This is a genomic window from Micromonospora endolithica, assembly GCF_003626595.1.
In the GTDB taxonomy this organism is placed as follows: Bacteria; Actinomycetota; Actinomycetes; order Mycobacteriales; family Micromonosporaceae; genus Micromonospora; species Micromonospora endolithica.
In genome coordinates this window covers 73,509-94,955 of the sequence record NZ_RBAK01000013.1, presented here as the reverse complement: position 1 = coordinate 94,955, position 21,447 = coordinate 73,509, and the positions used below count along the sequence as shown (strand labels likewise).

19 protein-coding genes, 1 pseudogene and 1 riboswitch are annotated in these 21,447 nt (G+C 73.9%); of the genes and pseudogenes, 9 read left to right on the top strand and 11 right to left on the bottom strand.

Annotated elements, in window-relative coordinates; genetic code table 11:
• The first annotated feature begins 1 nt into the window (after position 1).
• Together D7223_RS26155 and D7223_RS26150 are read left to right on the top strand one after the other, a co-directional pair.
• Positions 2-1,492 (top strand): S8 family peptidase, encoded by a 1,491-nt coding sequence (locus D7223_RS26155; RefSeq protein WP_120731110.1) that lies wholly within the window; start codon positions 2-4, stop codon positions 1,490-1,492.
• 110 nt (positions 1,493-1,602) lie between these two features.
• Positions 1,603-2,103 (top strand): hemerythrin domain-containing protein, encoded by a 501-nt coding sequence (locus D7223_RS26150; protein ID WP_120731108.1) that lies wholly within the window; start codon positions 1,603-1,605, stop codon positions 2,101-2,103.
• A gap of 52 nt (positions 2,104-2,155) precedes the next feature.
• On the opposite strand, the gene D7223_RS26145 is transcribed toward D7223_RS26150, so the two are convergent.
• Complete coding sequence (locus tag D7223_RS26145; RefSeq protein ID WP_120731106.1) at positions 2,156-3,025, bottom strand: metallophosphoesterase family protein; 870 nt, start codon at positions 3,023-3,025, stop codon at positions 2,156-2,158.
• Between the two features lie 336 nt (positions 3,026-3,361).
• A riboswitch (ZMP/ZTP riboswitch) is annotated at positions 3,362-3,452 on the top strand.
• Positions 3,453-3,470: 18 nt separating this feature from the next.
• Between D7223_RS26145 and D7223_RS26135 the strand changes: the two genes are divergently transcribed.
• Positions 3,471-4,907 (top strand): glycine hydroxymethyltransferase, encoded by a 1,437-nt coding sequence (locus D7223_RS26135; protein WP_120731105.1) that lies wholly within the window; start codon positions 3,471-3,473, stop codon positions 4,905-4,907.
• Positions 4,908-5,039: 132 nt separating this feature from the next.
• On the opposite strand, the gene D7223_RS26130 is transcribed toward D7223_RS26135, so the two are convergent.
• The 6 genes and pseudogenes from D7223_RS26130 to D7223_RS26110 all read right to left on the bottom strand — a co-directional run bounded on the left by D7223_RS26130 (position 5,040) and on the right by D7223_RS26110 (position 11,320).
• Complete coding sequence (locus D7223_RS26130) at positions 5,040-5,300, bottom strand: hypothetical protein (protein WP_120731104.1); 261 nt, start codon at positions 5,298-5,300, stop codon at positions 5,040-5,042.
• 67 nt (positions 5,301-5,367) lie between these two features.
• Positions 5,368-6,684: an aminotransferase-like domain-containing protein gene (locus tag D7223_RS26125; RefSeq protein WP_120731103.1), complete on the bottom strand. Its 1,317-nt coding sequence runs from the start codon at positions 6,682-6,684 to the stop codon at positions 5,368-5,370.
• A 1-nt stretch (position 6,685) separates the two neighbouring features.
• Positions 6,686-7,750 (bottom strand): alpha-hydroxy acid oxidase, encoded by a 1,065-nt coding sequence (locus D7223_RS26120; protein ID WP_238162242.1) that lies wholly within the window; start codon positions 7,748-7,750, stop codon positions 6,686-6,688.
• 72 nt (positions 7,751-7,822) lie between these two features.
• Positions 7,823-8,731, bottom strand: a pseudogene (locus D7223_RS33745) (alpha/beta hydrolase); the annotation flags it as partial.
• Positions 8,728-9,954: a cytochrome P450 gene (locus tag D7223_RS26115; RefSeq protein WP_120731102.1), complete on the bottom strand. Its 1,227-nt coding sequence runs from the start codon at positions 9,952-9,954 to the stop codon at positions 8,728-8,730. The pseudogene D7223_RS33745 and the gene D7223_RS26115, both read right to left, overlap by 4 nt.
• 64 nt (positions 9,955-10,018) lie before the next feature.
• Positions 10,019-11,320, bottom strand: coding sequence for an SGNH/GDSL hydrolase family protein (locus tag D7223_RS26110; protein WP_120731101.1), 1,302 nt, complete (start codon positions 11,318-11,320; stop codon positions 10,019-10,021).
• Positions 11,321-11,603: 283 nt separating this feature from the next.
• On the opposite strand from D7223_RS26110, the gene D7223_RS26105 reads away from it, so the two are divergent.
• The 6 genes from D7223_RS26105 (at position 11,604) to D7223_RS26080 (ending at position 17,296) form a co-directional block, all read left to right on the top strand.
• Complete coding sequence (locus D7223_RS26105; protein ID WP_120731100.1) at positions 11,604-13,250, top strand: class I adenylate-forming enzyme family protein; 1,647 nt, start codon at positions 11,604-11,606, stop codon at positions 13,248-13,250.
• Positions 13,247-14,479: an MFS transporter gene (locus D7223_RS26100; protein ID WP_120731099.1), complete on the top strand. Its 1,233-nt coding sequence runs from the start codon at positions 13,247-13,249 to the stop codon at positions 14,477-14,479. Before D7223_RS26105 ends, D7223_RS26100 begins: the two co-directional genes overlap by 4 nt.
• 49 nt (positions 14,480-14,528) lie before the next feature.
• Positions 14,529-15,413, top strand: a complete 885-nt coding sequence (locus tag D7223_RS26095) for an aminoglycoside phosphotransferase family protein (protein WP_120731264.1) — start codon at positions 14,529-14,531, stop codon at positions 15,411-15,413.
• A 9-nt stretch (positions 15,414-15,422) separates the two neighbouring features.
• On the top strand, positions 15,423-15,821 hold the full coding sequence (locus tag D7223_RS26090; RefSeq protein WP_120731098.1) for an MmcQ/YjbR family DNA-binding protein: 399 nt from the start codon (positions 15,423-15,425) through the stop codon (positions 15,819-15,821).
• A gap of 9 nt (positions 15,822-15,830) precedes the next feature.
• A complete protein-coding gene (locus tag D7223_RS26085) occupies positions 15,831-16,472 on the top strand; it encodes an HAD family hydrolase (protein WP_238162230.1) in 642 nt (213 codons plus the stop codon).
• A 116-nt stretch (positions 16,473-16,588) separates the two neighbouring features.
• On the top strand, positions 16,589-17,296 hold the full coding sequence (locus tag D7223_RS26080) for an SGNH/GDSL hydrolase family protein (RefSeq protein ID WP_120731096.1): 708 nt from the start codon (positions 16,589-16,591) through the stop codon (positions 17,294-17,296).
• 59 nt (positions 17,297-17,355) lie between these two features.
• Here the strand turns inward: D7223_RS26080 and D7223_RS26075 are convergent, their stop codons facing one another.
• From D7223_RS26075 to D7223_RS26060, 4 genes are read right to left on the bottom strand one after another with little or no spacing between them, the layout of a single operon-like run.
• Positions 17,356-18,714, bottom strand: coding sequence for an ATP-grasp domain-containing protein (locus D7223_RS26075; RefSeq protein WP_120731095.1), 1,359 nt, complete (start codon positions 18,712-18,714; stop codon positions 17,356-17,358).
• 3 nt (positions 18,715-18,717) lie between these two features.
• The gene (locus D7223_RS26070) at positions 18,718-19,689 is read right to left on the bottom strand and encodes an alpha-ketoacid dehydrogenase subunit beta (protein ID WP_120731094.1); all 972 of its coding nucleotides are present in this window, start codon (positions 19,687-19,689) and stop codon (positions 18,718-18,720) included.
• Positions 19,690-20,658 (bottom strand): thiamine pyrophosphate-dependent dehydrogenase E1 component subunit alpha, encoded by a 969-nt coding sequence (locus D7223_RS26065; protein WP_120731093.1) that lies wholly within the window; start codon positions 20,656-20,658, stop codon positions 19,690-19,692.
• Positions 20,655-21,446 carry a DUF3050 domain-containing protein gene (locus D7223_RS26060; protein WP_120731092.1) on the bottom strand — a complete coding sequence of 264 codons (792 nt, stop codon included), beginning with the start codon at positions 21,444-21,446 and terminating at the stop codon, positions 20,655-20,657. The genes D7223_RS26065 and D7223_RS26060 overlap by 4 nt, the downstream gene beginning before the upstream one ends.
• Position 21,447 lies beyond the last annotated feature (1 nt).

The following is a 21,447-nucleotide window of genomic DNA, read 5'->3' as shown; positions in this document are numbered from 1 at the left end:
TGTGCAGAACCTCCGTCGCAAGACACTGGCGGCCGCGTCCGCCGTGTCGCTCGGTGTCGGCCTCGCCGTCACCGGCGGCCTGGCCCCGGCGGCGTCCGCCGCCGGACCGGACACCACCTATCTGGTGCTCGCCCCGCAGGGCGCCACGACCGACAAGGCGGCCGCCCGGGTGGCCGCCGCCGCCGGCACCGTGGTGGCCACCTACGACCGGATCGGCGTGCTCGTCGTCCGCTCGACCAACCCGTCCTTCACCACCGCGGTGGCCGGCGCGGGCGTCGAGTCGGTCGCGTCCACCGCCGGCCTGGGCTCCGCCCTCGACGAGGGCGAGACGGTGGAGGTGTCCGCGGCGCAGGCCGTGGCCGCCACCGCCGACCCGACCGCCGAGCCGCTCTTCGGCCAGCAGTGGGACATGCCGATGATCGACGTCCCGCAGGCCCACGCGGTCAACGCCGGCAGCCCCGACGTGCTGGTGGGCGTGCTGGACAGCGGCATCTCCTCCACCCACCCCGACCTGGCGACGCAGATCGCCCGGGACAAGAGCACCTCCTGCCTCGGCGGTGTCACCGACACCACCGAGGCGGCCTGGAACCCGACCACCTCCGACCACGGCACCCACGTGGCCGGCACCATCGCCGCCGCCGTCAACGGCGTCGGCGTGACCGGCGTCGCGCCCGGCGTCAAGGTCGCCGCGGTGAAGGTGGTCAACGACGACGGCTACATCTTCCCGGAGGCCGCGGTCTGCGGGTTCATGTGGGCCGCCGAGCACGGCATGCAGCTGACCAACAACAGCTACTACATCGACCCGTGGCAGCTCAACTGCCGCAACGACGCCCGCCAGCGCCCGGTGTGGCAGGCCGTGCAGCGCGCGATCCGGTACTCGCAGAGCAAGGGCGTGCTGCACGTCGTCTCGGCGGGCAACTCCAACTGGGACCTCGCGCACAAGATCACCGACACCGGCAGCCCGAACAACACCGACGAGCCGGAGGTGCGGGAGAACCTCACCAACTCCTGCCTCGTCCTGCCGGCCGAGGTGCCGGGCGTGGTGACCGTCTCGGCGGTCGGCCCGACCGGGGACAAGAGCTACTACTCCTCGTACGGCCAGGGCGTCATCGACGTGACGGCACCCGGTGGCGACACCCGGTTCCGCACCCAGGGCGTCCGCTCCACCCTCACCGACGGCATCCTGTCGACCACCTTCAACACGGCGACGCGCACCGACGGCTGGGGCTACAAGCAGGGCACCTCGATGGCCGGCCCGCACGCCGCCGGCGTCGCGGCGCTGGCCCTGTCCGCGCACCCGGGCATGACGCCCGGCCAGCTGGGCTCCTTCCTGGAGCGCACCGCCGAGGCGAAGGCCTGCCCGACCGGCGTTTACAACCCGGTGCCGCTGATCCCGACCGGCCCGAACGCCTACGACGCGACCTGCTCCGGCGGCAAGCGCAACGGCTTCTACGGCGCCGGCATGGTGAACGCGTACAACGTGGTGCGGTAGTCCCGACGGCACCACCGACGGGCCCGGCGGCAACTCCGCCGGGCCCGTCCGTTTTCGCAGTTCACCCCGGGGTAGGGAGAAAGCGTCAGCCGAGTCGAGGAGGTCAACCGGTGTCCACCGATGCCATCGTCCTGTTGAAAGAGGACCACAAGGAGATGCGCCGCCTCTTCCGCGAGTTCGAGAAGGCGGAGGAGGGCCCCGCCAAGCGGCGTCAGGAGCTGGTGAACCAGATCCTGGAGGCCCTGACGGTGCACACCTACCTGGAGAACGAGGTGATGTACCCGGAGGTCCGCAAGCTGCTGCCGGACCTGGAGGACGACATCCTCGAGTCGTACGAGGAGCACCACGTGGCCGACGTGCTCTGCGCGGAACTGGCCACCATGGACGCTTCGGACGAGCGCTTCAACGCCAAGACCACGGTGCTCATCGAGAACGTCGAGCACCACGTCGAGGAGGAGGAGCAGGAGTGGTTCCCCAAGGTGCGCGACGCCCTGGGCCGCAACCAGCTCCAGGAGATCGGCCAGCGGATGATCGACATGCGCGCCGACGCCCCGCGCACCCCCACCGCACCCAAGGCGATCAAGAAGTCGTTGGACGCGATGACCGCCTGAGCGTCCCACCCCGGCACGTCGGGCCCGGCCACCGGCCGGGCCCGGTCGCGTCTCACCAGGCCGTCGGGGGCACCCCGTCGGGCGCCGGCAGGATCCGCCGCAATTGCCCCGGAGGTACGCCGCGCGACCGCCACTCCCGTGGATAGCCCAGCGAGACCTCCTCGAACCGCACCCCGTCGTACCAGGTGGTGCGGGGGATGTGCAGGTGGCCGTAGACCATCACGGCGGCGTCGAAGCGGCGGTGCCAGTCGGCGGTGGCCTCGGTGCCGCACCACTGGGCGAAGATCGGATGACGCAGGATCCGGGTCGGCTCGCGCACCAGCGGCCAGTGGTTGACCAGCACCGTCGGCAGCGCCGGATCGCGCTCGTCCAGCCGCCGGGCGGTCTCGGCCACCCGGTCCGCGCACCACGCCGAACGGCTCGGGTAAGGATCCGGGTCCAGCAACCGCTCGTCGGTGCACACGATCCCGGTCCGGTACGCCTCGGCCAGCGCCGCCTCGGGGGTGTCGCACCCCGGCGGGCGCCAACTGTGGTCGTAGAGCAGGAACAGCGGGGCCACGGTCACCGGGCCGCCGGGGCCGTCCCACACCGCCCACGGGTCGTCCGGGGTGAGTACGCCCAACCGGCGGCACACCTCGACGAGGTGCTGGTAGCGCGCCACGCCGCGCAGTCGCACCTGATCGCCCGGCGTGGTCCACAGCTCGTGGTTGCCCGGCGACCAGACCACCCGGGCGAACCGGTCGGCCAGCAGGCCCAGCGCCCACTCGACGTCGGCGACCGTCTCGGCCACGTCGCCGGCGACCAGGAGCCAGTCGTGCGGGGTCTCCGGCCGCAGGGCCTCGACGATCGGCCGGTTGTCCCGGTGCCCCACGTGCAGGTCGCTGATGGCCAGCAGACTGCCGTCCCAACCCGCCCGCGTCATGCCGCCGATCCTAGGCCCGCCCCGCCAACTCGCGAGTCCCCCACGCCCCTAGCCCCGCCCGCCTGGGACGGGGACGAGTCAGGAGGCGGAGCCGGGCTCGGCCATCTTGCGGTGCTGCTCAGCCTTGAGCGAACCGCACCGCCAGCTCGTACCCGATGCCGCTGGAGGCGCCGGTCACCACGGCGAACGGCCGGTCGGTGCTCGGTGTGGTCATCGTTCTCGTCTCCCCAGGTCGGTCGTGCCGGCCGCCGCACCGCCGCCGGCCCACCGGTCCTGACGCCCCGCGCGGGGCCGCTCAACCCCCGGCCGGCGCGCGCGTTCGACCCGGTAGGATCACCTGCGGGCCGTGACTGGCGCATTGGAGATGGATCACCATCGGGGAGCGGCCCCGTCACGAGGACGCATGCCGAGCGCCTGGGCCTTCCGCACGTCACCAGGAGGTCGCATGTCGCGCAACGCCGAATCCACCGCCTTCCGCAGCGCCCTCGAGGTGATCCGCGCCGTCGAGCCGCGGGTGGCCGACGCCATCGGCGCCGAGCTGACCGACCAGCGCGAGTCGCTCAAGCTCATCGCCAGCGAGAACTACGCCTCCCCGGCCACCCTGCTAGCGATGGGCAACTGGTTCAGCGACAAGTACGCCGAGGGCACCGTCGGCCGCCGGTTCTACGCCGGCTGCCAGAACGTGGACACCGTCGAGGCGCTCGCCGCCGAGCACGCCCGGGAGCTGTTCGGCGCCAGCCACGCGTACGTGCAGCCGCACTCGGGCATCGACGCCAACCTGGTGGCGTTCTGGGCGATCCTCGCCGACCGGGTGGAGGCGCCGGCGCTGAAGCGGGCCCAGGCCCGGCACGTCAACGACCTCACCGAGGCGGACTGGTTCACGCTGCGCCGGGAGCTGGGCGACCAGCGGATGCTCGGCATGTCGCTGGACGCGGGCGGGCACCTCACCCACGGCTTCCGGCCGAACATCTCCGGCAAGATGTTCGACCAGCGCAGCTACGGCACCGACCCGGCGACCGGCCTGATCGACTACGACAAGGTCGCGGCGGCGGCCCGGGAGTTCAAGCCGCTGATCCTGGTCGCCGGCTACTCGGCGTACCCGCGGAAGGTGAACTTCCGGATCATGCGGGAGATCGCCGACTCGGTCGGCGCGACGTTCATGGTCGACATGGCGCACTTCGCCGGTCTGGTCGCGGGCAAGGTCTTCACCGGCGACTTCGACCCGGTGCCGCACGCGCACATCGTCACCACCACCACGCACAAGTCGCTGCGCGGGCCGCGCGGCGGCATGGTGCTCTGCGGCCCGGAACTGGCCGACCAGGTGGACCGGGGCTGCCCGATGGTGCTCGGTGGTCCGCTGCCGCACGTGATGGCCGCCAAGGCGGTCGCCCTCGCCGAGGCCCGCCGGCCCGACTTCGCCGACTACGCGTCGCGCATCGTCGGCAACGCCCAGGCCCTCGCCGAGGGGCTGGTACGCCGGGGCGCGAACCTGGTCACCGGCGGCACCGACAACCACCTGGTGCTCATCGACGTGTCCTCGTACGGTCTCACCGGCCGGCAGGCCGAGCAGGCGCTGCTCGACTCGGGCATCGTCACCAACCGCAACGCCGTCCCGCAGGACCCGAACGGCGCGTGGTACACCTCCGGCATCCGGATCGGCACGCCGGCCCTGACCACCCGGGGCCTCGGCACCGCCGAGATGGACACCACCGCCGAGTTGATCCACACCGTGCTGGACCGGACCGCGCCGGGCGCCAACGCCGACGGCACGCCCTCCAAGGCGAAGTACGTGCTGGACCCGGCCATCGCCGACAAGGTCAGCCGCCAGGCCGGCGAACTCCTCACCGGCTACCCGCTCTACCCCTCGGTCGACCTGGCCTGACCCTGCCCACCCCGCGCCCCCGGGCGTGGGGCGCGCACCACCGCGTCGATCTGGGACGTGTGGGGGCTTGTCTCCTACCGCAACGACAAGTCCCAGATCGACGCGGGCCGGCCAGGCACCGGGCGGGGCGGGTTACGCCAGGGGGCGCTTGAGGTGGTAGCGGTGGACCTCGGTGCTGCCCTGGACGTTGTTCACGTCCTCGGCGGCGGAGACCAGCTCCCAGCCCTCGCGCCCGGCCCGGTTCAGGTGCGCGATCGCGGTGTCGCCGTACGCGGTGATGTCGGTGCGGGACCCCTCCGGCCCGTACCAGATGAAGCTGACGTGGAAATTGCGGCCCTGTCCCTGGTAGCGGCGGACCAGCAGCGCGTACTCCCAAGCGATCATGCGGTCCATTATGGGTGTCCATCCAGGACCTTCGCGACCGGGTCGTCGCGCTTTGCCGTGTGGTGAACGCGGTGTGTCATCGCACGGCCGTGCCGACCCGGCGGGTGAGTTCGTCGGCGACCAGGGCGGCGAGCCGGTCCAGGCCCCTGTCGATCTCCGCCGGGGTGACCGCGCTGACCGACAGGCGCAGGGCGTCGACCGGGGCCCCGTCGTCGTAGAAGTGCGCCATCGGCGTCCACAGCACCCCGTACTCCCGGGCCGAGCGGTCCAGCAGCGCGTCGTCCACACCGAACGGCACGGTCACCACCACGAAGAAGCCGCCGGCCGGGACGTTCCACCGCACCGGCCCGGCGTCGCCGAACCGCCGGGCCAGGCCGGCGACCAGGTGGCGCAGGTTCCGGGTGTACGCGGCCCGCTCCCGGACGGTGGCGGCGACCAGGCTGCACCCGTGCTCCAGCAACGCGCCGCCGACCACCGCCTGGGCCAGCGCCGAGGTGTTCACCGTGACCATGCTCTTGATCTTCGCGAGCTGGTCGGCGAGCAGGCCGACGGTGCCGTCCGGGGCACCCACCCGCTGGTCGGCCACCACGTACCCGACCCGGGCGCCGGGCAGCACCGTCTTGGCGAACGACCCGAGGTAGACCACCCTTCGCGCGGTGTCCAGCGCCTTGAGGGTGGGCGGCCGGTCGCCGTCGCCGGCCGGGAAGAGGCCGTACGGGTTGTCCTCCAGCAGCAGCAGGTCCTCCTCGGCGGCCAGGTCGAGCAGCCGCCGCCGGCCGGCCACGTCGATGCTCGCCCCGGACGGGTTGGCGAAGTCCGGCATCACGTAGCAGGCCCGCGGGCGCAGCCCCTCGGCGCGGGCCCGGTGCACCTGTACCCGCAGGTCGGCCAGGTCGACGCCGGCCGGTCCACCGGCCACCGGCCGTACCGGCAGGTCCAGCAGCCGGGCCGCGCCGGTCAGCCCGACGTAGGTGGGGGCGACGGCGAGCAGCACGTCCCGGGGCGTGGCCCGCAGCGCCCGCAGCACCAGGAACATCGCCTCCTGGCAGCCGACGGTCACCACCACCGCCTCGTCGTCGACGGTGATCCCCTCGTCCACGGCCAGGTTGCGGGTCACCAGGTGGTGCACGATGCCCTTGGTCCGGCCGTACTGGAACAGCGTCCGGTGCACCTGCGTCGGGCTCTGCCCGAGGTCCTCGGCCAGGTGCCGCCGGAACCGGTCCAGGTGCCGGTGCAGGGTGGCGACGTCGAAGAACTCCTCGTACGGGCGGCCGGCGGCCAACGACACCGCGTCCGGGTAGCGCTGTGCCACCTCGTTGAGGAAGTTCATCGAGGTCAGCGCCGGGTCGTCCAGCGCCGGGTGCAGGTCGGTCAGGCGCAGGTCGGGGGTCACCTCAGTCCACCGGCACCGTGCGCAGGTCACGGGCGGCGGCCGGGTCGGCGCAGCCGGCCAGGGTGAGCGCGTCGGTCAGCTCGGCGGCGAGCAGCGCCAGCGCGGTGTCGGCACCGGCCCGACCCCCGACGGCGAGGGCGAAGAGCAGCGGCCGGCCGACCAGCACGCCGTGCGCGCCGAGGGCGAGGGCACGCAGCACGTCGGTCCCGCTCCGGATCCCGCTGTCCAGCAGCACCTCGCACCGGTCGCCGACGGCGTCGACCACCTCGGGCAGCGCGGCGGCGGCGGGCGGCGCGCCGTCGAGTTGCCGTCCGCCGTGGTTGGACACCACCACCGCGTCCGCGCCGGCGTCCGCCGCGAGGACCGCGTCGCGCGGGTCCAGCACCCCCTTCACCACCAGCGGCAGCGGCGTACGCGCCCGCAGCCACTCCAGGTCCGCCCAGGTCAGTGCCGGGGCGAAGACCTCGTGGGTGTGCGCGGCGACGGCGGACACCCCGGGGGTGCCGTGGTGCGCGAGATCGTCCCGTCCGGCCGGCAGGTTCGCGGCGTGCACGTCCGGGGGAAGGGCGAAGCCGTTGCGCAGGTCGCGCAGCCGGCGGCCGAGGACCGGCACGTCCACGGTGACGGTGAGCGCGGTGCAGCCGGCCGCGTGCGCCCGGTCCAGCAGGTCGGCGACCAGTCCCCGGTCGCGCAGCCAGTAGAGCTGGAACCACACCTCGCCGCCGGCTCCGGCGATCCGCTCGATCGGTTCGCTGCTCAGCGTGCTCGCCACGTACGGCACGCCGGCCGCGCCGGCCGCCGCGGCCAGGGCCAGCTCGCCGTCGGGGTGCAGCAGTCGCTGGTACGCCATCGGCGCGACCGCCACCGGCAGGGCGTGGCTGGCGCCGAGCAGCCGCGCGGCGGTGCTCGGGGTGTGCACGCCGCGCAGCATCCGGGGCAGCACACCGACCCGGTCCAGGGCACGCCGGTTCGCCGCCAGGGTGGTCTCCGCGCCGCTGCCGCCGGCCACGTAGTCCCACACCGGCGCGGGAAGCACGGCCCGCGCCAGCTCCGCGAAGTCGGCCAACCCGACCGCACCGCCGTCCCCGGCGCCGCCCTGCCCGCCCGCGAGCGGGGCGGGGTCGGGGTGGAGGTGGGCGCGGAGGAAGGTGGCGGCCTCGGTCTGGGCCCGGTGGGCGTCGTCGAAGACGCCGGGCATGGCGAAGAAGCCGTGCACCATGCCGGCGTACCGGCTCAGCACGGTCGGCACGCCGGCGTCGCGCAGCCGGTGGGCGTACCGCTCCCCCTCCGGGCACAGCGGGTCGTGCTCGGCGGTGACCACCAGCGCCGGGGGCAGGCCGGCCAGGTCGGTGGCGAGCAGCGGCGAGGCGAGGGGATGCCGGGCGTCGGCGGCGTCGGCGAGGTAGTGGCCCCGGTACCACGCCACCGAGCGGCGGTTGAACAGCGCCGGGTCGTCGTCGCCGGTCGGCTCGGCGCTCTGGTCGGTGTTCGGGTAGACGAGCAGTTGTGCGGCCAGCCGGGGCGCTCCGGTGTCCCGGGCCAGCAGGGTCACCGCGGCGGCGAGGTTGCCCCCCGCGCTGTCCCCGCCGACCGCGATCCGCTCCGGGTCGACGCCGAACTCGTCCGGGTGCGCGGCGATCCACCGGGCGGCGGCGTGGCAGTCGTGCACGGCGGCCGGGAAGGGGTGCTCGGGGGCGAGCCGGTAGCCGACGGTGATCACCTGGCAGGGCACCGCGTTGGCCAGCCGGCGGCAGATCCCGTCGGCGGTGTCCACGCTGCCCAGCGTCCAGCCCCCGCCGAAGAAGTAGAGCAGGGTGGGCAGCCGCCCCTGCCCCGCCGGCCGGTGGATCCGTACCGGCAGGTCGCCGGCCGGACCGGGGACGTGCGTGTCGCGTACCTCGTGCACCGGCTCGACCGCGCCGCCGCCGGCGCGGATCGCGGCGAGGTCGGCGGCGCGGGCCTCGGCGAGGGTCTGGGTGTACAGCGGCGGGACGCCGGACGCCGCGCGGGCGTCCCGGTACGCCGCCGCCTGCGGGTGCAGGGTCACGGCCGCTCCCCCGTTCCGGTGCTGACCAGGAGTTTGTCGACGCCGCGCAGGAAGAGGCTGCCGCTGAAGGTGGGCGCCTCGGACACGGCCAGGCCTGGGAAGCGGTCGAGCAGCCGGGGCAGCGCCAGCCGGCCCTCCAGCCGGGAGACCGCCGCCCCGATGCAGTAGTGCGCACCGGCGCCGAACGCCAGCGACGGCGGGCCGGCGCGGCGCGGGTCGAAGCGGTCCGGGTCGGCGAAGCGGGACGGGTCGCGGTTGGCCCCGGCGATCATCAGCAGGACGTTCTCGTCCCGCCCGACCGGCACCCCGTCGAGGTCGGTGTCCTCCGGCGCGGCGCGGGCCAGAAAGTGCACCGGCGCCTCCAGCCGGAGGATCTCGTCCACCGCGCCCCGGGTCAGCGCGTCGTCGCCGGGCAGCGCCGCGGCCACCTCCGGGTGCTCCAGCAGCAGCGGCAGGCCGTTGCTGAACATGTAGACGGTGGTGACGAACGCCGCGTTGAACAGCACCACCAGGTTGCTGATCAGCTCGTCCTCGGTCAGCTCCACGTCCCCGGCGTCGACCGCCTCGACCAGGGCGCTGATCAGGTGCTCGCCGGGGGTCCGCCGGCGGTGGGCCAGCAGGTCCCGGTAGAAGGCCCGCAGCTCGGCGGCGGCGGTGTTGGCGGCGGCCAGGCGTTCCGGGGTCTTGCCGGCCACGTCCAGGAACTCGTCGATCCGTTCCACCCGCTGCCGGTAGAAGTCCAGCTCACCCGCGGGGATGCCGATGAACTCCGCCATCACCAGGGCGGGCATCGGGTACGCGAACTCGGCCACGAAGTCGACCTCGGCATCGCCGGCGTCGGCCATCCGGTCCAGCAGGCCGTCGACCACCCGGTGCACGACCGGCTCCAGGGCGCCCATCCGGCGCGGGGTGAAGGTCTTGGCGAACACGCCCCGCATCCGGGTGTGGTCCGGCGGGTTGACGAACATCATCGAGGTCTGCAACGTGCGCAGCACCTCCTGGTCCTGCCAGCCCGGCGGCGGCTGCTTGTACCACCGCGGGTCCCGCAGGATCCGGTCGACCAGCTCGTAGCCGACGGCGACCGCGGCGACCGCCCGGTGCTCGGCGCGCGCCGGCACCGGGCTGACCGGGCCGAGGGCGTGCAGGTCGGCGTAGCAGGGATACGGATCCTGCCGACCCGCGTCGCTGTAGAGACGGGTCAGCACCTGTGCAACGTCGGTCATTCGTCGGTCTCCCCAGGAATCGGTGGTGCGGGCGGCGGGGATCACCCGCCGCCCGCACCGGATGTCACAGACCGAGCAGGCGCAGCGGTACGGCGTTCGCCATCGCCTGGTTGCCGGCGTCGTTCGGGTGGATGTGGTCCCCCGAGTCGTACGCGGGCAGCAGCCGGCTGGGCTGCGCGGGATCACGCAGCACCTTGTCGAAGTCGAGCAGCCCGTCGAACTCGGAGCTGGCGCGCAGGTGGGCGTTCACCGCCTGCCGGACGGCCTCCTTCTCCGGCGTCCACACGCCCGGGTTGCCGTGCCCCTCGTACGGCGTCAGGGTCGCCACCAGGCTGCGCAGGCCACGGGCCTGCACCTGCCGGTTGACCTGCCGCAGCGAGGCGATGATCGCGTCGGCGGAGTCACCGGACATCCAGATGTCGTTGATGCCCAGGTGGGTGATCACAGTCTTCGCGTCGGTCTGGGAGAACACGTCCTCGTCGAGCCGGGCCACCGCGTTCGGTCCCAGTTCGTTGTAGCCGGGGAAGCCCCCCGCGCCCGGCTCCGGGCCCTCGTGGTTGAGCCGGTTGCCGGCGAGGCTGGCGTTGAGCACGCCCGGCGTACGCACGTCCGGCCGGGCGTCGATGAGCCGGTCGGCGAGCAGGTCCGGCCAGCGCTTGTTGGCGTTGACCGTGCTGCCGTTGCCGTCGGCGATCGAGTCGCCGAAGACGACCACCGAGCCGGGGCTGAGCTTGCGCTGCACGTCGATCCCGGACAGGAAGAACCAGCAGCAGTTCGGACGGATGGTGAAGCCGGCTCCGTCGGCGGCGGAGGTGAGGTCCGTGGCGCCGATGAAGTTGGTCTGCCGGGACTGCCCGTGGAACGTCACCGGGCCGGTCGGCGTCGGGAAGTGCAGGGTCAGCACCAGGTCGGACTGGTCGCCGACCGGGAACGCCAGCGGGTCGCTGAGCAGTTCGGCGCCCCGGTTCATGGTGGCCGTGGTGGCGCCGCCGAACGTCAGTTCGCGCAGCGTCGCCGGGTCGATGTCGGACAGGTCGTCCGGGGTGGCGGTGTTCGGCCGGGCGATGGTCGCCCGGCCCACCTGGACGGCCTGCTCGCCGTACATGTTGCTCAGTCGCACCCGCAGCGCCGGACCGCCGACCGTCGTGTGGACGACCATCCGGACACTCTGGTTGTTCAGGCCGGTGTTGGTCAGGCCGGTCGCGTTGCCCCGGGTGACCGCGGTGGCCCAGGTCGCCGCCCAGGTCGTCCGGTCGCGCCGGTCGGCGTCACCGGACGGGCCGGCGCTGGCCACCACCGCCGGGGTGCCGGCCATCAGCAGGATCGCCGCGGTGGCGACGACGTGCCATCTCTTCGGGGTCGTCATTGAACCTCCATCGTGGGCAGCCCAGGGCCCCGTCCACTGACGGCAATCACCTGGGCGATGGACGGGAAACTAGCCGCCGCCTCTGACGGGCGTCAATCAACCTGATCGACGTGATCAAATGTCCTCCGGGGCGGGCCGGGCACCGTTCGGCCCGGTGCCACGTCGCCGGCCGCTGCCTAGGCTCGCAGTCGGCGGCGCGGTCGCCGGATACCCCGGGACCCGCCGTGCCCGGCCCCGGGCGCCGCCCGGAGGCCGCTGTCCGCCGAGCTGGGGAGCCGCGCCGATGACCGACCGAGGAGACCACCGGACGAGTTACGCGCACCGGGCGTTGGCGCTGTTCGCGGAGTTCGGCGACCGGGAGGCGCTGGTCGGCGGGGGGCGCCGGCTCACGTACGCCGACGTCCGGGCGCGGGTGCGCGGGCTCGCCGCCACGCTGCGCCGGCACGGCGTGCGGCCGGGGGACGGGGTGCTGGTGGTCCTCGGCAACCCGGTGGAGGCGCCGCTGGTGCAGCTCGCCCTGCACCTGCTCGGCTGCCGGACGATGTGGGTCGCCCCGGTCACCTCCCGGCGGGAGGTCGACGACTTCGTCGCGCTGGCCCGCCCGGACGCCCTGCTCTACGACGCCCGCGACCCGGCGAGCGTGGGACCGGACCTGGCCGCCGGCCTGCCCGGCGTACCGGTGTTCTGCCTCGGCCCGGGCGGGGCCGGCCCGGACCTCACCGCCGGGGACGCCGGCCCGGACCGCACCGCCGGGGACGCCGGCCCGGACCCCACCGCCGACGTCGCCGGCCCGGACCCCGACTCCGCGCCGGACGCGCCGGAACCGGAGTCGTTCCTGCAGACCTCGGGCACCACCGGCACCCCGAAACTGGTGCACCACCGGGAGAGCTTCTACACCCAGGTCCTCGCGCTGGCCGCGGCCTTCCGCGACGCCGGCTTCCCGCTGCTGCGGCACCTGTCGTACTCGCCGATGTGGCTGGCCAGCGGCCAGATCACCACCCTGTTCAACCTGTTCACCGGCGGCGTGCTGTTCCCCCGCGACGGCTGGGACCCGGAGACGTTCGTCCGTACCGTCGACGCCGAGCGGATCACCTCGACGTTCGTCACCCCGCCGATGCTCTACGAGGTGCTCGACCACCCGGCGCTGGACGGCGCGGACTTCTCCGCCATGTTCATGTTCAACGTGGGCGCCGGGCCCGCCGCGCCCGCCCGGCTGCGCCAGGCCATCGCGCGTTTCGGCCCGGTGCTGCGCATCGTGTACGGGTTGAGCGAGGCCGTGGTGATCACCGCCCTGCCCGGGTTGACCGACGACCCGGCGCACCCGGAGCGGCTCCGGTCCTGCGGGAAGCCGTACGGCGACGTGCGGGTCGAGATCCGTGCCGAGGACGGCACCGTGCTGCCGACCGGGGCCGACGGCGAGGTGTGGGTGCACACCGGCCTGCGGTTCGCCGGCTATCACGGCCAGCCGGAGCTGACCGCCGAGACGCTGGTCGACGGCTGGGTACGCACCCGCGACATCGGGCACCTCGACGACGACGGCTACCTCTACCTGGTCGACCGGTCGCAGGACCGGATCCTGACCCGGCAGCGCAGCTGGCCGATCTACTCCCGGCCGATCGAGGACGTGCTGGCCGGGCACCCGCAGGTCCGCGCCGCCGCGGTGATCGGCGTACCCGACGAGGTGGCCGGCGAACTCCCGTACGCCTATGTGGTGCGCGCTCCCGGCGCGACGGTGACCGGCGCGGAGCTGGTCGCGGCGGTGACCACCGCGCTGAGCGACACGTGGGCGCCCGGCGGGGTGGAGTTCGTCGACCGGCTGCCGCTGAACCGCGCCAACAAGGTGGACAAGCGGGCCCTGCGCGCCCGGTACGCCGCCGACCACCCGTCGGCCGTGGAGCATCCCGCGGCCTCGATCGGCAGCCGGGCGTGACGCCCCGGCGTCAACTGGTCGCCCTGGTCGGCGCCGACCTGCTGTCCAACCTGGGCAGCCGCATCTCGGTGGTGGCGATCCCCTGGCTGGTGCTGGAGACCACCGGCAGCCCGGTGAAGATGGGGGTGGTGGCCGCCGCCGAGACCCTGCCGTACCTGCTGTCCAGCGCGCTGGGCACCCCGCTGGCGGACCGGCTCGGGTTGCGCCGCTCCTCGATCCTCGCCGACGTCGGCAGCGCCGGGCTGATGGTGGCGGTGGCGCTCACCCCGTGGCTGGGTTTCGGCACGCTGGTGGCGCTGGTCGCCGTGGTGGGCGCGCTGCGCGGGGTCGGCGACCGGGTCAAGCACGTGCTGTTCCGGCCGGTCGCGGAGGCCGCCGGGGTACGGCTGATCCGGCTCACCTCGGTCTACGACGGGCTGGGCCGGGTGGTCACCCTGATCGGCGCCGGCATGGGCGGGCTGCTCATCTGGTGGTTCGGGGTGACCTGGGCGATCCTGATCGACGCCGCCACCTTCGCGGTGTGCGCGGCGCTGATCGGGCTGCTGGTCCGCGCCCCGGCGGCGGCCGGCGACGGCGCGCCCGCCGCGCCGCAGGGATATCTGCGGGCGCTCGGCGGCGGCTTCCGCTACCTGGGCCGGGACCACCCGTTGCTGACCATGCTGCTGGTCATCTCGGCACTGAACATGGTGGTCAACGCCAGCATCGCGGTCTACATCCCGCTGTGGGTGGCCGACGTGCTGGGCAACCCGGCCGGGCTGGGCCTGGTGCTCGGGGCGTTCTCCGCCGGCGCGCTGCTCGGCAACGTGCTGTTCACCGTGCTCGGTCCCCGGCTGCGCCGGGACCTGACCTTCGCCGTCGGCGCGGCGGTCAGCGGTGCGCCCCGGCTGCTCGTCCTGGCGCTCAGCGAGGACCTGCCGCTGGTGCTGGTGGTGACGTTCCTGTCCGGCATCGGCATCGCGGTGGTGAACCCGCTGCTCGGGGTGGCGCTGTACGAGCGGGTACCGGCGGAGTTGCAGACCCGGGTGATCGGGCTCGCCGGCTCGCTGGCGTTCGCGGGGCTGCCGGTCGGCGCGCTGCTCGGCGGCTGGACGGTGACGGCCTACGGCCTCGTCCCCGCCCTGCTGGCGGCAGCCGTCTTCGCCCTGCTGGTGACCACGATCCCGCTGCTGACCGCCCTGCGCTCCCAGCCCGCTCCCACCCCCGACCCCTCCCCGGTCCCACCGGGTTGAGGGTGGAAACCGGTTGTCGGCGAGTGCCGTGAGCGGCACGCTGGTGCGGATGGAGATCGACGTCGCGCTCGTCCGCCGGCTCGTCGCCCGGCAGTTCCCCCGGTGGGCCCACCTGCCGGTCCGGCCGGTGGCGTACGGCGGCTGGGACAACCGCACCTTCCACCTCGGCGCGGACCTGACCGTCCGGCTGCCCAGTGCGGCCGGCTACGCCCTCCAGGTCGGCAAGGAGCAGCGCTGGCTGCCGTTCCTCGCGTCACGCCTGCCGCTGCCCGTACCGGTCCCGGTGGCCGCCGGAGCGCCGGATGAGGACTACCCCTGGCCGTGGTCGGTCCGCCGGTGGATCGACGGCGACACCGCCGCCGTCGGGCGCGTCGGTGACACCACCGCGTTCGCCGTCGCGCTCGCCGGATTCCTCACCGCGCTGCGGGACGTCGAGGCCACCGACGGACCCGGGGCGGGCCCGCACAGCGCCGGGCGTGGTGGACCCCTGACCTCGTACGAGGAGGACACCCGGCGGGCCGTGGACGCGCTCGGCGACCGGATCCCCTCCGACGCCGTCCTCGCGATCTGGGAGGCCGCCCTCGCCGCGCGGTGGACCGGCCCGCCGGTGTGGTTCCACGGCGACGTCGCCCCCGGCAACCTGCTGGTCCGCGACGGCCGGCTCGCCGCCGTCATCGACTTCGGCTGCTGCGGCGTGGGCGACCCGGCGTGCGACACGGTCATCGCCTGGACGTTCCTGGCGGGGTCCGCGCGGGCCGCGTTCCGCAGGACGCTCGGTGTCGACGACGCCACCTGGGCGCGGGGTCGGGGCTGGGCACTGTGGAAATCCCTCATCACGTACGACGATCCCGCCCCGGTCACCCGAGCCCTGGCGCGGCGGACGCTGGACGCCCTGCTCGACGAGGGGGCCGCCGGGCGCGCCGGGTCGGCGTAGGGTCGGGTCGTGGCCACCTGGGACGACGTGCGGCGGATCGCGCTGAGCCTGCCGGAGACGACCGAGAAACCGTCGTACGACGGGCTGCCCGCCTGGAAGGTCCGGGACAAGGGTTTCGTCTGGGAACGACCGCTGCGCCGCGCCGACCTCGAAGCCCTCGGTGACGCCGCGCCCGCCGGCCCGATCCTCGGGGCGCGGGTGCCCGACCTGGGTGCCCGGGAGGCGCTGCTCGCCGACGATCCGGCCGTCTACTTCACCACCCCGCACCTCGACGGCTACCCGGCCGTCCTGGTCCGGCTGGCGCGCATCGACACCGACGAGCTGACCGAGCTGATCACCGAGGCCTGGTACGCCCGCGCGCCGAAGCGTCTCGCCGCCGCCCACCGCGCCGGTCCTCCGGCCGGCTAGGCTCCATCCGTGGCATGCCCCGGGGCCCCGCTGACGGGGCTGGTCTTCGACATGGACGGCACACTGATCGAGTCGCACGCCGCGGTGCCGGCGGCGTACCGGGCGACGGTGCTCGCCGGGGGCGGTCGGGAGCACACCGACGAGGAGATCATCGCCGGCTATTCGCTCGGCGCGCCGGTGGACCTGCTCTCCGCCCTGCTGGGCCGGCAGGCCACCGAGGAGGACATGGCCCGCTACCACCACGAGCTGGCCGCGGCGGCCGACCGCGTGACCGTCTACCCCGGGGTGGCGGACCTGCTCGCGGAGGCCGCCCGCCGGGTGCCGGTCGGCCTGTTCACCGGTGCCAGCGCGGAGGCCGCCCGGATCCTGCTCGGACGGACCGGCCTGGCGGAGCACGTCGCGGTGATCGTCGGCGGCGACGAGGTGGACCGGCCCAAGCCGGACCCCGCGGGCGTCCTGCTGGCCTGCCGGCGACTCGGCGTCGAGCCCGGACAGATCGCGTACGTCGGCGACTCACCCCTGGACCTGGGCGCGGCTCGCGGCGCCGGCGCCCTGTCCGTGGCGGCGGGTTGGGGTCACCTGTACGACCCGACGGCACTCGCCGACCTGACCGCGAGTGAGCCCGGCGACCTGTTGACGCTCCTGGGCTGACTCCGCCGGTCGACCGGGCCGCCCCGGGAGCGGGCCCCGGCGGCGGTGTTAAGCGGGGGCCCTTGCTCTACCGCAGGCGTTAACGGGGGGCCCTTCCTTGCCGTAGCCTGCCGGGCATGCCATCGACGTTGACCGAAGCTACGGATCCGTGGTGCCTGCGTCCCGGGGAGAGTGCCGAGCTGCTGCGTGGCCACCCGTGGCGACGATTCGTGGTGCTCGGCGACAGCGTGGCCGAGGGGCTGTGCGAACCGGTCGAGGGCTACCCGGACGTGCAGTGGGCCGACCGGATCGCCGCCGAACTGCGGGCCGTACGCCCCGAGCTGGCGTACCTGAACCTGGGCCGGCGGGGGTTGCGGGCGCACGAGGTGCGCGCCACCCAGCTCGCGGCGGCGCGGGAGTTCCGTCCCGACCTGGCACTGGTCGTGTGCGGCGGCAACGACGCGTTCCGGCCGGCGTACGACGCCGACGCGGTCGACGCGGAGCTGACCTCGATGATCGAGGCGCTGCGGGCGGCCGGCGCGGACGTGATCACGGTGGGCATGTTCGACGTGTCACACAGCCCGGCCGTGCCGGAGCACCTGCGCGCCGGCATCGGCGAGCGGATGCGCCGGCTGGCGGAGCACACCCGCGCCCTGGCCGACCGCCTCGGCACCGTCCACGTGCACCTGACCGACCACCCACTCACCGCCGACCCGTCCATCTACAGCAGCGACGGCCGTCACGGCAGCGCCCGCAGCGACGCCATCGCCACGGCCCAGACCCTCCGCGCCCTGTCCACCCACCGCATCCCCTCCCACGCCGTTGATCACGAGGTTGACGGGTGATTCGATCTCCGAACCACCCGCCAATCCATGATCAACCGGAGAGGCCGTGGACTGGTCGGTCAGTCGACCACCAGGAGGCCGGAGAGGAGGACGCCGCGGGCGAGGTTGAGCACGGCGTCGCAGCCGGGGAAGCCGGTCCGGATGCAGGCACCGGCCGGTTCGCGGCCGAACAGGTACGGCGCGATGCTGTAGGGGACGTCCGCGGAGACCGTGTCGCCGGTCTCGATGTGCACGAAGTCCAGCGGGACGTCGTCGGCCTTCACGTACCGCTGGAGGATGAACCCGCCCCGGTCGGCGGCCCGCCGCACCCCGCCGGCCCACGTGTCGGCGTCGCACGCCCGGCCGACCAGCACGTCGACCCCGGCGGAGCCGTCCGACGGTTTCGCCACCAGGTCGCGCTGCTCGACGATCGCCCGGTCCACCAGGTCCGGCGTCAACATCCAGGTCTGCGGCACGTACCGGTGCACCAGGTCCCGGTCGGCGGCCGGCAGGTCGCCGGCGTCGTCCCAGAGCCAGGCGAACGCGGCCTTGTTCGCGATCAGCCACGCGGCGGCGGACACCCACATCGGCACCGTGCCGGCGGCCAGCGCCGCCTCCAGGGCGTCCACCCCGGCGCTGGGGGTGACCCGGTTGGGCACGAACAGCCGGAACACCCCGTCGACCGGCCCGCCGCGCACCACCAGCCGGGATTGGTCGTCCAGGGTCACCTGGGAGACCGGCGCGATGACCAGGTCCAGGCCGAACACGGCGGCCCGGTCGACCACCGGCGTGAGCAGCCGGAAGAAGCGCTCCGGGTCGTCCAGCCCGGGGTACTCGGCGTCGAAGTCGATCAGCATGGCCACCCGCGCCCCGTCGGGCAGGCCGAGCCCGGCGCGGATCGCGGCGAACCGCCGGTCCACCGCCGACGGCGCCGCCGCCAGGCGGATCCGCTCGGTGAGGCCGTGCCGCCGGTAGACGTCGACGAACCGGCGCACGGTGGTGTCCGCGTCGAACGCCCCGCCGAGGCTGGAGTCGATGTTGTACTCCACCACCTTGGGCACCCCGTCGGAGAGCAGCACGTCCGGGCGGAACGCGTCCAGCAGCGCCTCGGTCAGCGGCTCGTCGTCGTCCAGCAGCCGGGTCTCGCCGTCCGGCACCCGCAGCAGTCGCCGCAGCTCCCCCGCCGTGCCCGCCCGCCGCCGGCACGCCTCGAAGATCAGTTGTGCCAGCCGGTCACAGACCGCGTTGAGCACGCCGAGCGTGGTCTCGTCCATCACCGGGGGCCGGGCCAGCCGCCACTGCTTGTTGTACGTGGCCCGCCCGTCGAAGACCTCCCGCCAGGACCGCGCCCCGGCGGCCACCATGTCGGCGCGGACGTCGGCGGGCAGGTCGAGCCAGGGCTGCGCGGCCGACGGCCAGCGGTAGTCGACGTCGAGCATGTCTCACCCGTCCTTCATCACGTTTTGAATGGCCGCACGCAGTTGCTCCCGGCCCGGCTGCACGGCCCGGTCCAGCGCCGGGGCGAAGGGCAGCACCGCGCCGTCCGGGCGGGTCACCCGGCGCGGCGGCGCGACCAGCCGCACCCGCTCCACCACCCCCGCGATCACCTCGGCGCCGATGCCGCAGGCACGGTTGGAGTCGTCCACCACCACCAGCCGGCCGGTGCGCGACACCGACTCCCACAGGCCGTCCCAGTCGAACGGGTACAGCGTGCGGGGGTCGAACACCTCCACCGACACCTGGTCGGCGATGTCCTCGGCGACGGCGAGGGCGTCGTGCACCAGGTGGCCGACGGCGACCACGGTCACGTCGTCGCCGGCCCGGTGCACCCGGCCCCGGCCCAGCGGCACCGGGACCAGCGCGGCGAGGTCCACATCGGCGCGGACCTCCATCGCCCCGGCCGGCGCGAACACCACCACCGGGTCGTCGCAGCGCACCGCCGACACCAGCAGCCCGTACGCGTCGGCCGGGGTGGCCGGCACCACGGTGGTCACCCCGACGTGGGCGAAGAGGCTGTACGGGTGGTCGGAGTGCTGCCCCGCCCACCCGGTCCGCGAGCCGGAGCCGGGCACCAGGTAGGTCACCGGCACCGCGCACTGCCCACCGGTCATCAGCGGGAACTTGTGCGCGTGGTTGACGATCTGCTCGAAGACCAGGAACAGCAGCGAGGGGATCTGGAACTCGATCACCGGTCGCGTGCCGAGCAGCGCCGCGCCGGTGGCGAAGCTGGTGAACGCCTGCTCGGACAGCGGGGTGTCCAGAACCCGGTCGGGGCCGAACCGCTTGAGCAACCCGGCGGTGACGTTGGACGCGGCGACCCGGATGTCCTCGCCGAGCAGGAACACGTCGGGGTCGCGGGTCATCTCGTCGGCGAGCGCCCGGGTCAGCGCCCTGCGGTAGGACAACCTCGGCATTCAGCCACCTCCCCGGGCGGTCAGGCCGCTGGCGTAGAGGTACGCCAGCGCGTCGGCCGGGTCCGGCTCCGGCCCGGCCAGGGCGAACTCCACCGCCGCGTCGAGCGTCGTCTCGACCTCGGCGTCCACCGCCGCCCGGTCGGCGTCGGACAGCCGCGCCCCGGCGATCTCCACCGGGTCCCGGGACCGGCCCCGGGCCACCTCGTCCGGCGGGCGGTAGTCCAGGCGTACCGCGTGTTCGAAGGTGTGGTGCGCGTCGAAGCGGTAGGTGCGGGCCTCGATCAGCTCCGGGCCGCCGCCGGCGCGCATCCGCGCGACGGCGGCGGCCGTGACCGCGCGTACCGCCTCGGGGTCCTGGCCGTCCACGACGGACGCCGGCATGCCGAACGCCTCGGCCCGGCCGGTGATGGTGCCGGCCACCGCGCCGTCGACCGGCATGGTGGTGGCGTAGCCGTTGTTCTCGCAGACGAACAGCACCGGCACCCGCCACAGCGCGGCCAGGTTGAACGCCTCCAGCAGCATGCCCTCGTTGACCGCGCCGTCGCCGAAGAAGCTCACCCCGACGACGTCGCCGCCGCGGCGGCGGGCCGCCCACACCGCACCGGTCATGATCGCCCCGGAGGCGCCGACGATGGCGTTCGCGCCGAGCACGCCGACGCCGAAGTCGGCGGCGTGCATCGACCCGCCCCGGCCCCGGTTCAGCCCGTTCTCCCGGCCGCACAGCTCGGCGAGCATCCGGGCCGGGTCGGCACCCTTGGCGAGCACGTGCCCGTGCCCACGGTGGGTGCCGGCCACCACGTCGTCGGCGCGCAACGCGGCGCACACGCCGGCGGCGATCCCCTCCTGACCGAGGTACGGGTGGATGCCGCCGACGATGTGCCCGGAACGGACCAGGCCGATCGCGCGCTCCTCGAAGCGGCGGATCAGCCGGACCGTCCGGTAGAGCCGGACCTCCTCGGGGTCGGTCACCCGCGACCCTTGATCGCGGCCAGGATGTCGTCCCAGAGCTTCGCCCGGGCGGCGAGCGCGGTGTTGACGGTGTCCGCGCACTCCTGCCACTTGGCGTCGTCGTCGCCGCAGAGGTCGGCGAGCATCTGCATCGCCATCGGGGTGTGCTGCTCGCCGTCGACCTCGATGTGCCGCTCCAGGTAGTCGACGAACTTGTGCAGCTTCTGGCTGCGCTCGTTGACGGCGACGACCTGGGTGAACATGTCCGGGATCAGGTCCTCCCGGCCGAACGCGAACGCGGCGGCCTGGCAGTGCACCGGGGTGGTCTCGATGATCCGCCAGGTGGTCGCGGCGAACGCCGCCGACGGTCCGGGCACACCGGCCTCGGTCAGCGCGTCGGTGACCGGCCGGCCGGCGCGCAGCAGGTCGATCAGCTTCTCCACCGCCGTGGTGTCCGCGCCGGCCTCGGTCATGCCCTGCACGTACAGCTCGAAGTGGCTGATGTAGCCCTCGCCCAGCTCGTCGCTCTCCTCGACCATCACGATGTCGTTGATGAGCCGCCGGCTGCCGGTCGGTCCGGTCGGGATCCACGGCACGGTGACGCAGGTGAGCTGCCGCTGCAACGACTTCAGCAGGGACATGAAGTCCCAGACCGCGAAGACGTGGTGCTCCATGAACGTGACCAGCGCCTCGTGCGTGTCCAGGTTGGCGTAGAGCGGGTGCCGCACCACCACGTCCCGGCGGTCGGTCACCGCCTTCTCCAGCCGCTCGATCCCCGGGTGGGTCTTACCCCAGTCGTACCGTGACATG

Excerpts from the sequence above, each read along its gene's own strand:
- D7223_RS26075 (WP_120731095.1), bottom strand. The coding sequence starts at position 18,714 with ATGCTCGACGTCGACTACCGCTGGCCGTCGGCCGCGCAGCCCTGGCTC.
- D7223_RS26060 (WP_120731092.1), bottom strand. The coding sequence starts at position 21,446 with ATGTCACGGTACGACTGGGGTAAGACCCACCCGGGGATCGAGCGGCTG.
- D7223_RS26135 (WP_120731105.1), top strand. The coding sequence starts at position 3,471 with ATGTCGCGCAACGCCGAATCCACCGCCTTCCGCAGCGCCCTCGAGGTG.
- D7223_RS26070 (WP_120731094.1), bottom strand. The coding sequence starts at position 19,689 with ATGCCGAGGTTGTCCTACCGCAGGGCGCTGACCCGGGCGCTCGCCGAC.
- D7223_RS26110 (WP_120731101.1), bottom strand. The coding sequence starts at position 11,320 with ATGACGACCCCGAAGAGATGGCACGTCGTCGCCACCGCGGCGATCCTG.
- D7223_RS26115 (WP_120731102.1), bottom strand. The coding sequence starts at position 9,954 with ATGACCGACGTTGCACAGGTGCTGACCCGTCTCTACAGCGACGCGGGT.
- D7223_RS26095 (WP_120731264.1), top strand. The coding sequence starts at position 14,529 with ATGGAGATCGACGTCGCGCTCGTCCGCCGGCTCGTCGCCCGGCAGTTC.
- D7223_RS26130 (WP_120731104.1), bottom strand. The coding sequence starts at position 5,300 with ATGGACCGCATGATCGCTTGGGAGTACGCGCTGCTGGTCCGCCGCTAC.
- D7223_RS26145 (WP_120731106.1), bottom strand. The coding sequence starts at position 3,025 with ATGACGCGGGCGGGTTGGGACGGCAGTCTGCTGGCCATCAGCGACCTG.
- D7223_RS26105 (WP_120731100.1), top strand. The coding sequence starts at position 11,604 with ATGACCGACCGAGGAGACCACCGGACGAGTTACGCGCACCGGGCGTTG.
- D7223_RS26080 (WP_120731096.1), top strand. The coding sequence starts at position 16,589 with ATGCCATCGACGTTGACCGAAGCTACGGATCCGTGGTGCCTGCGTCCC.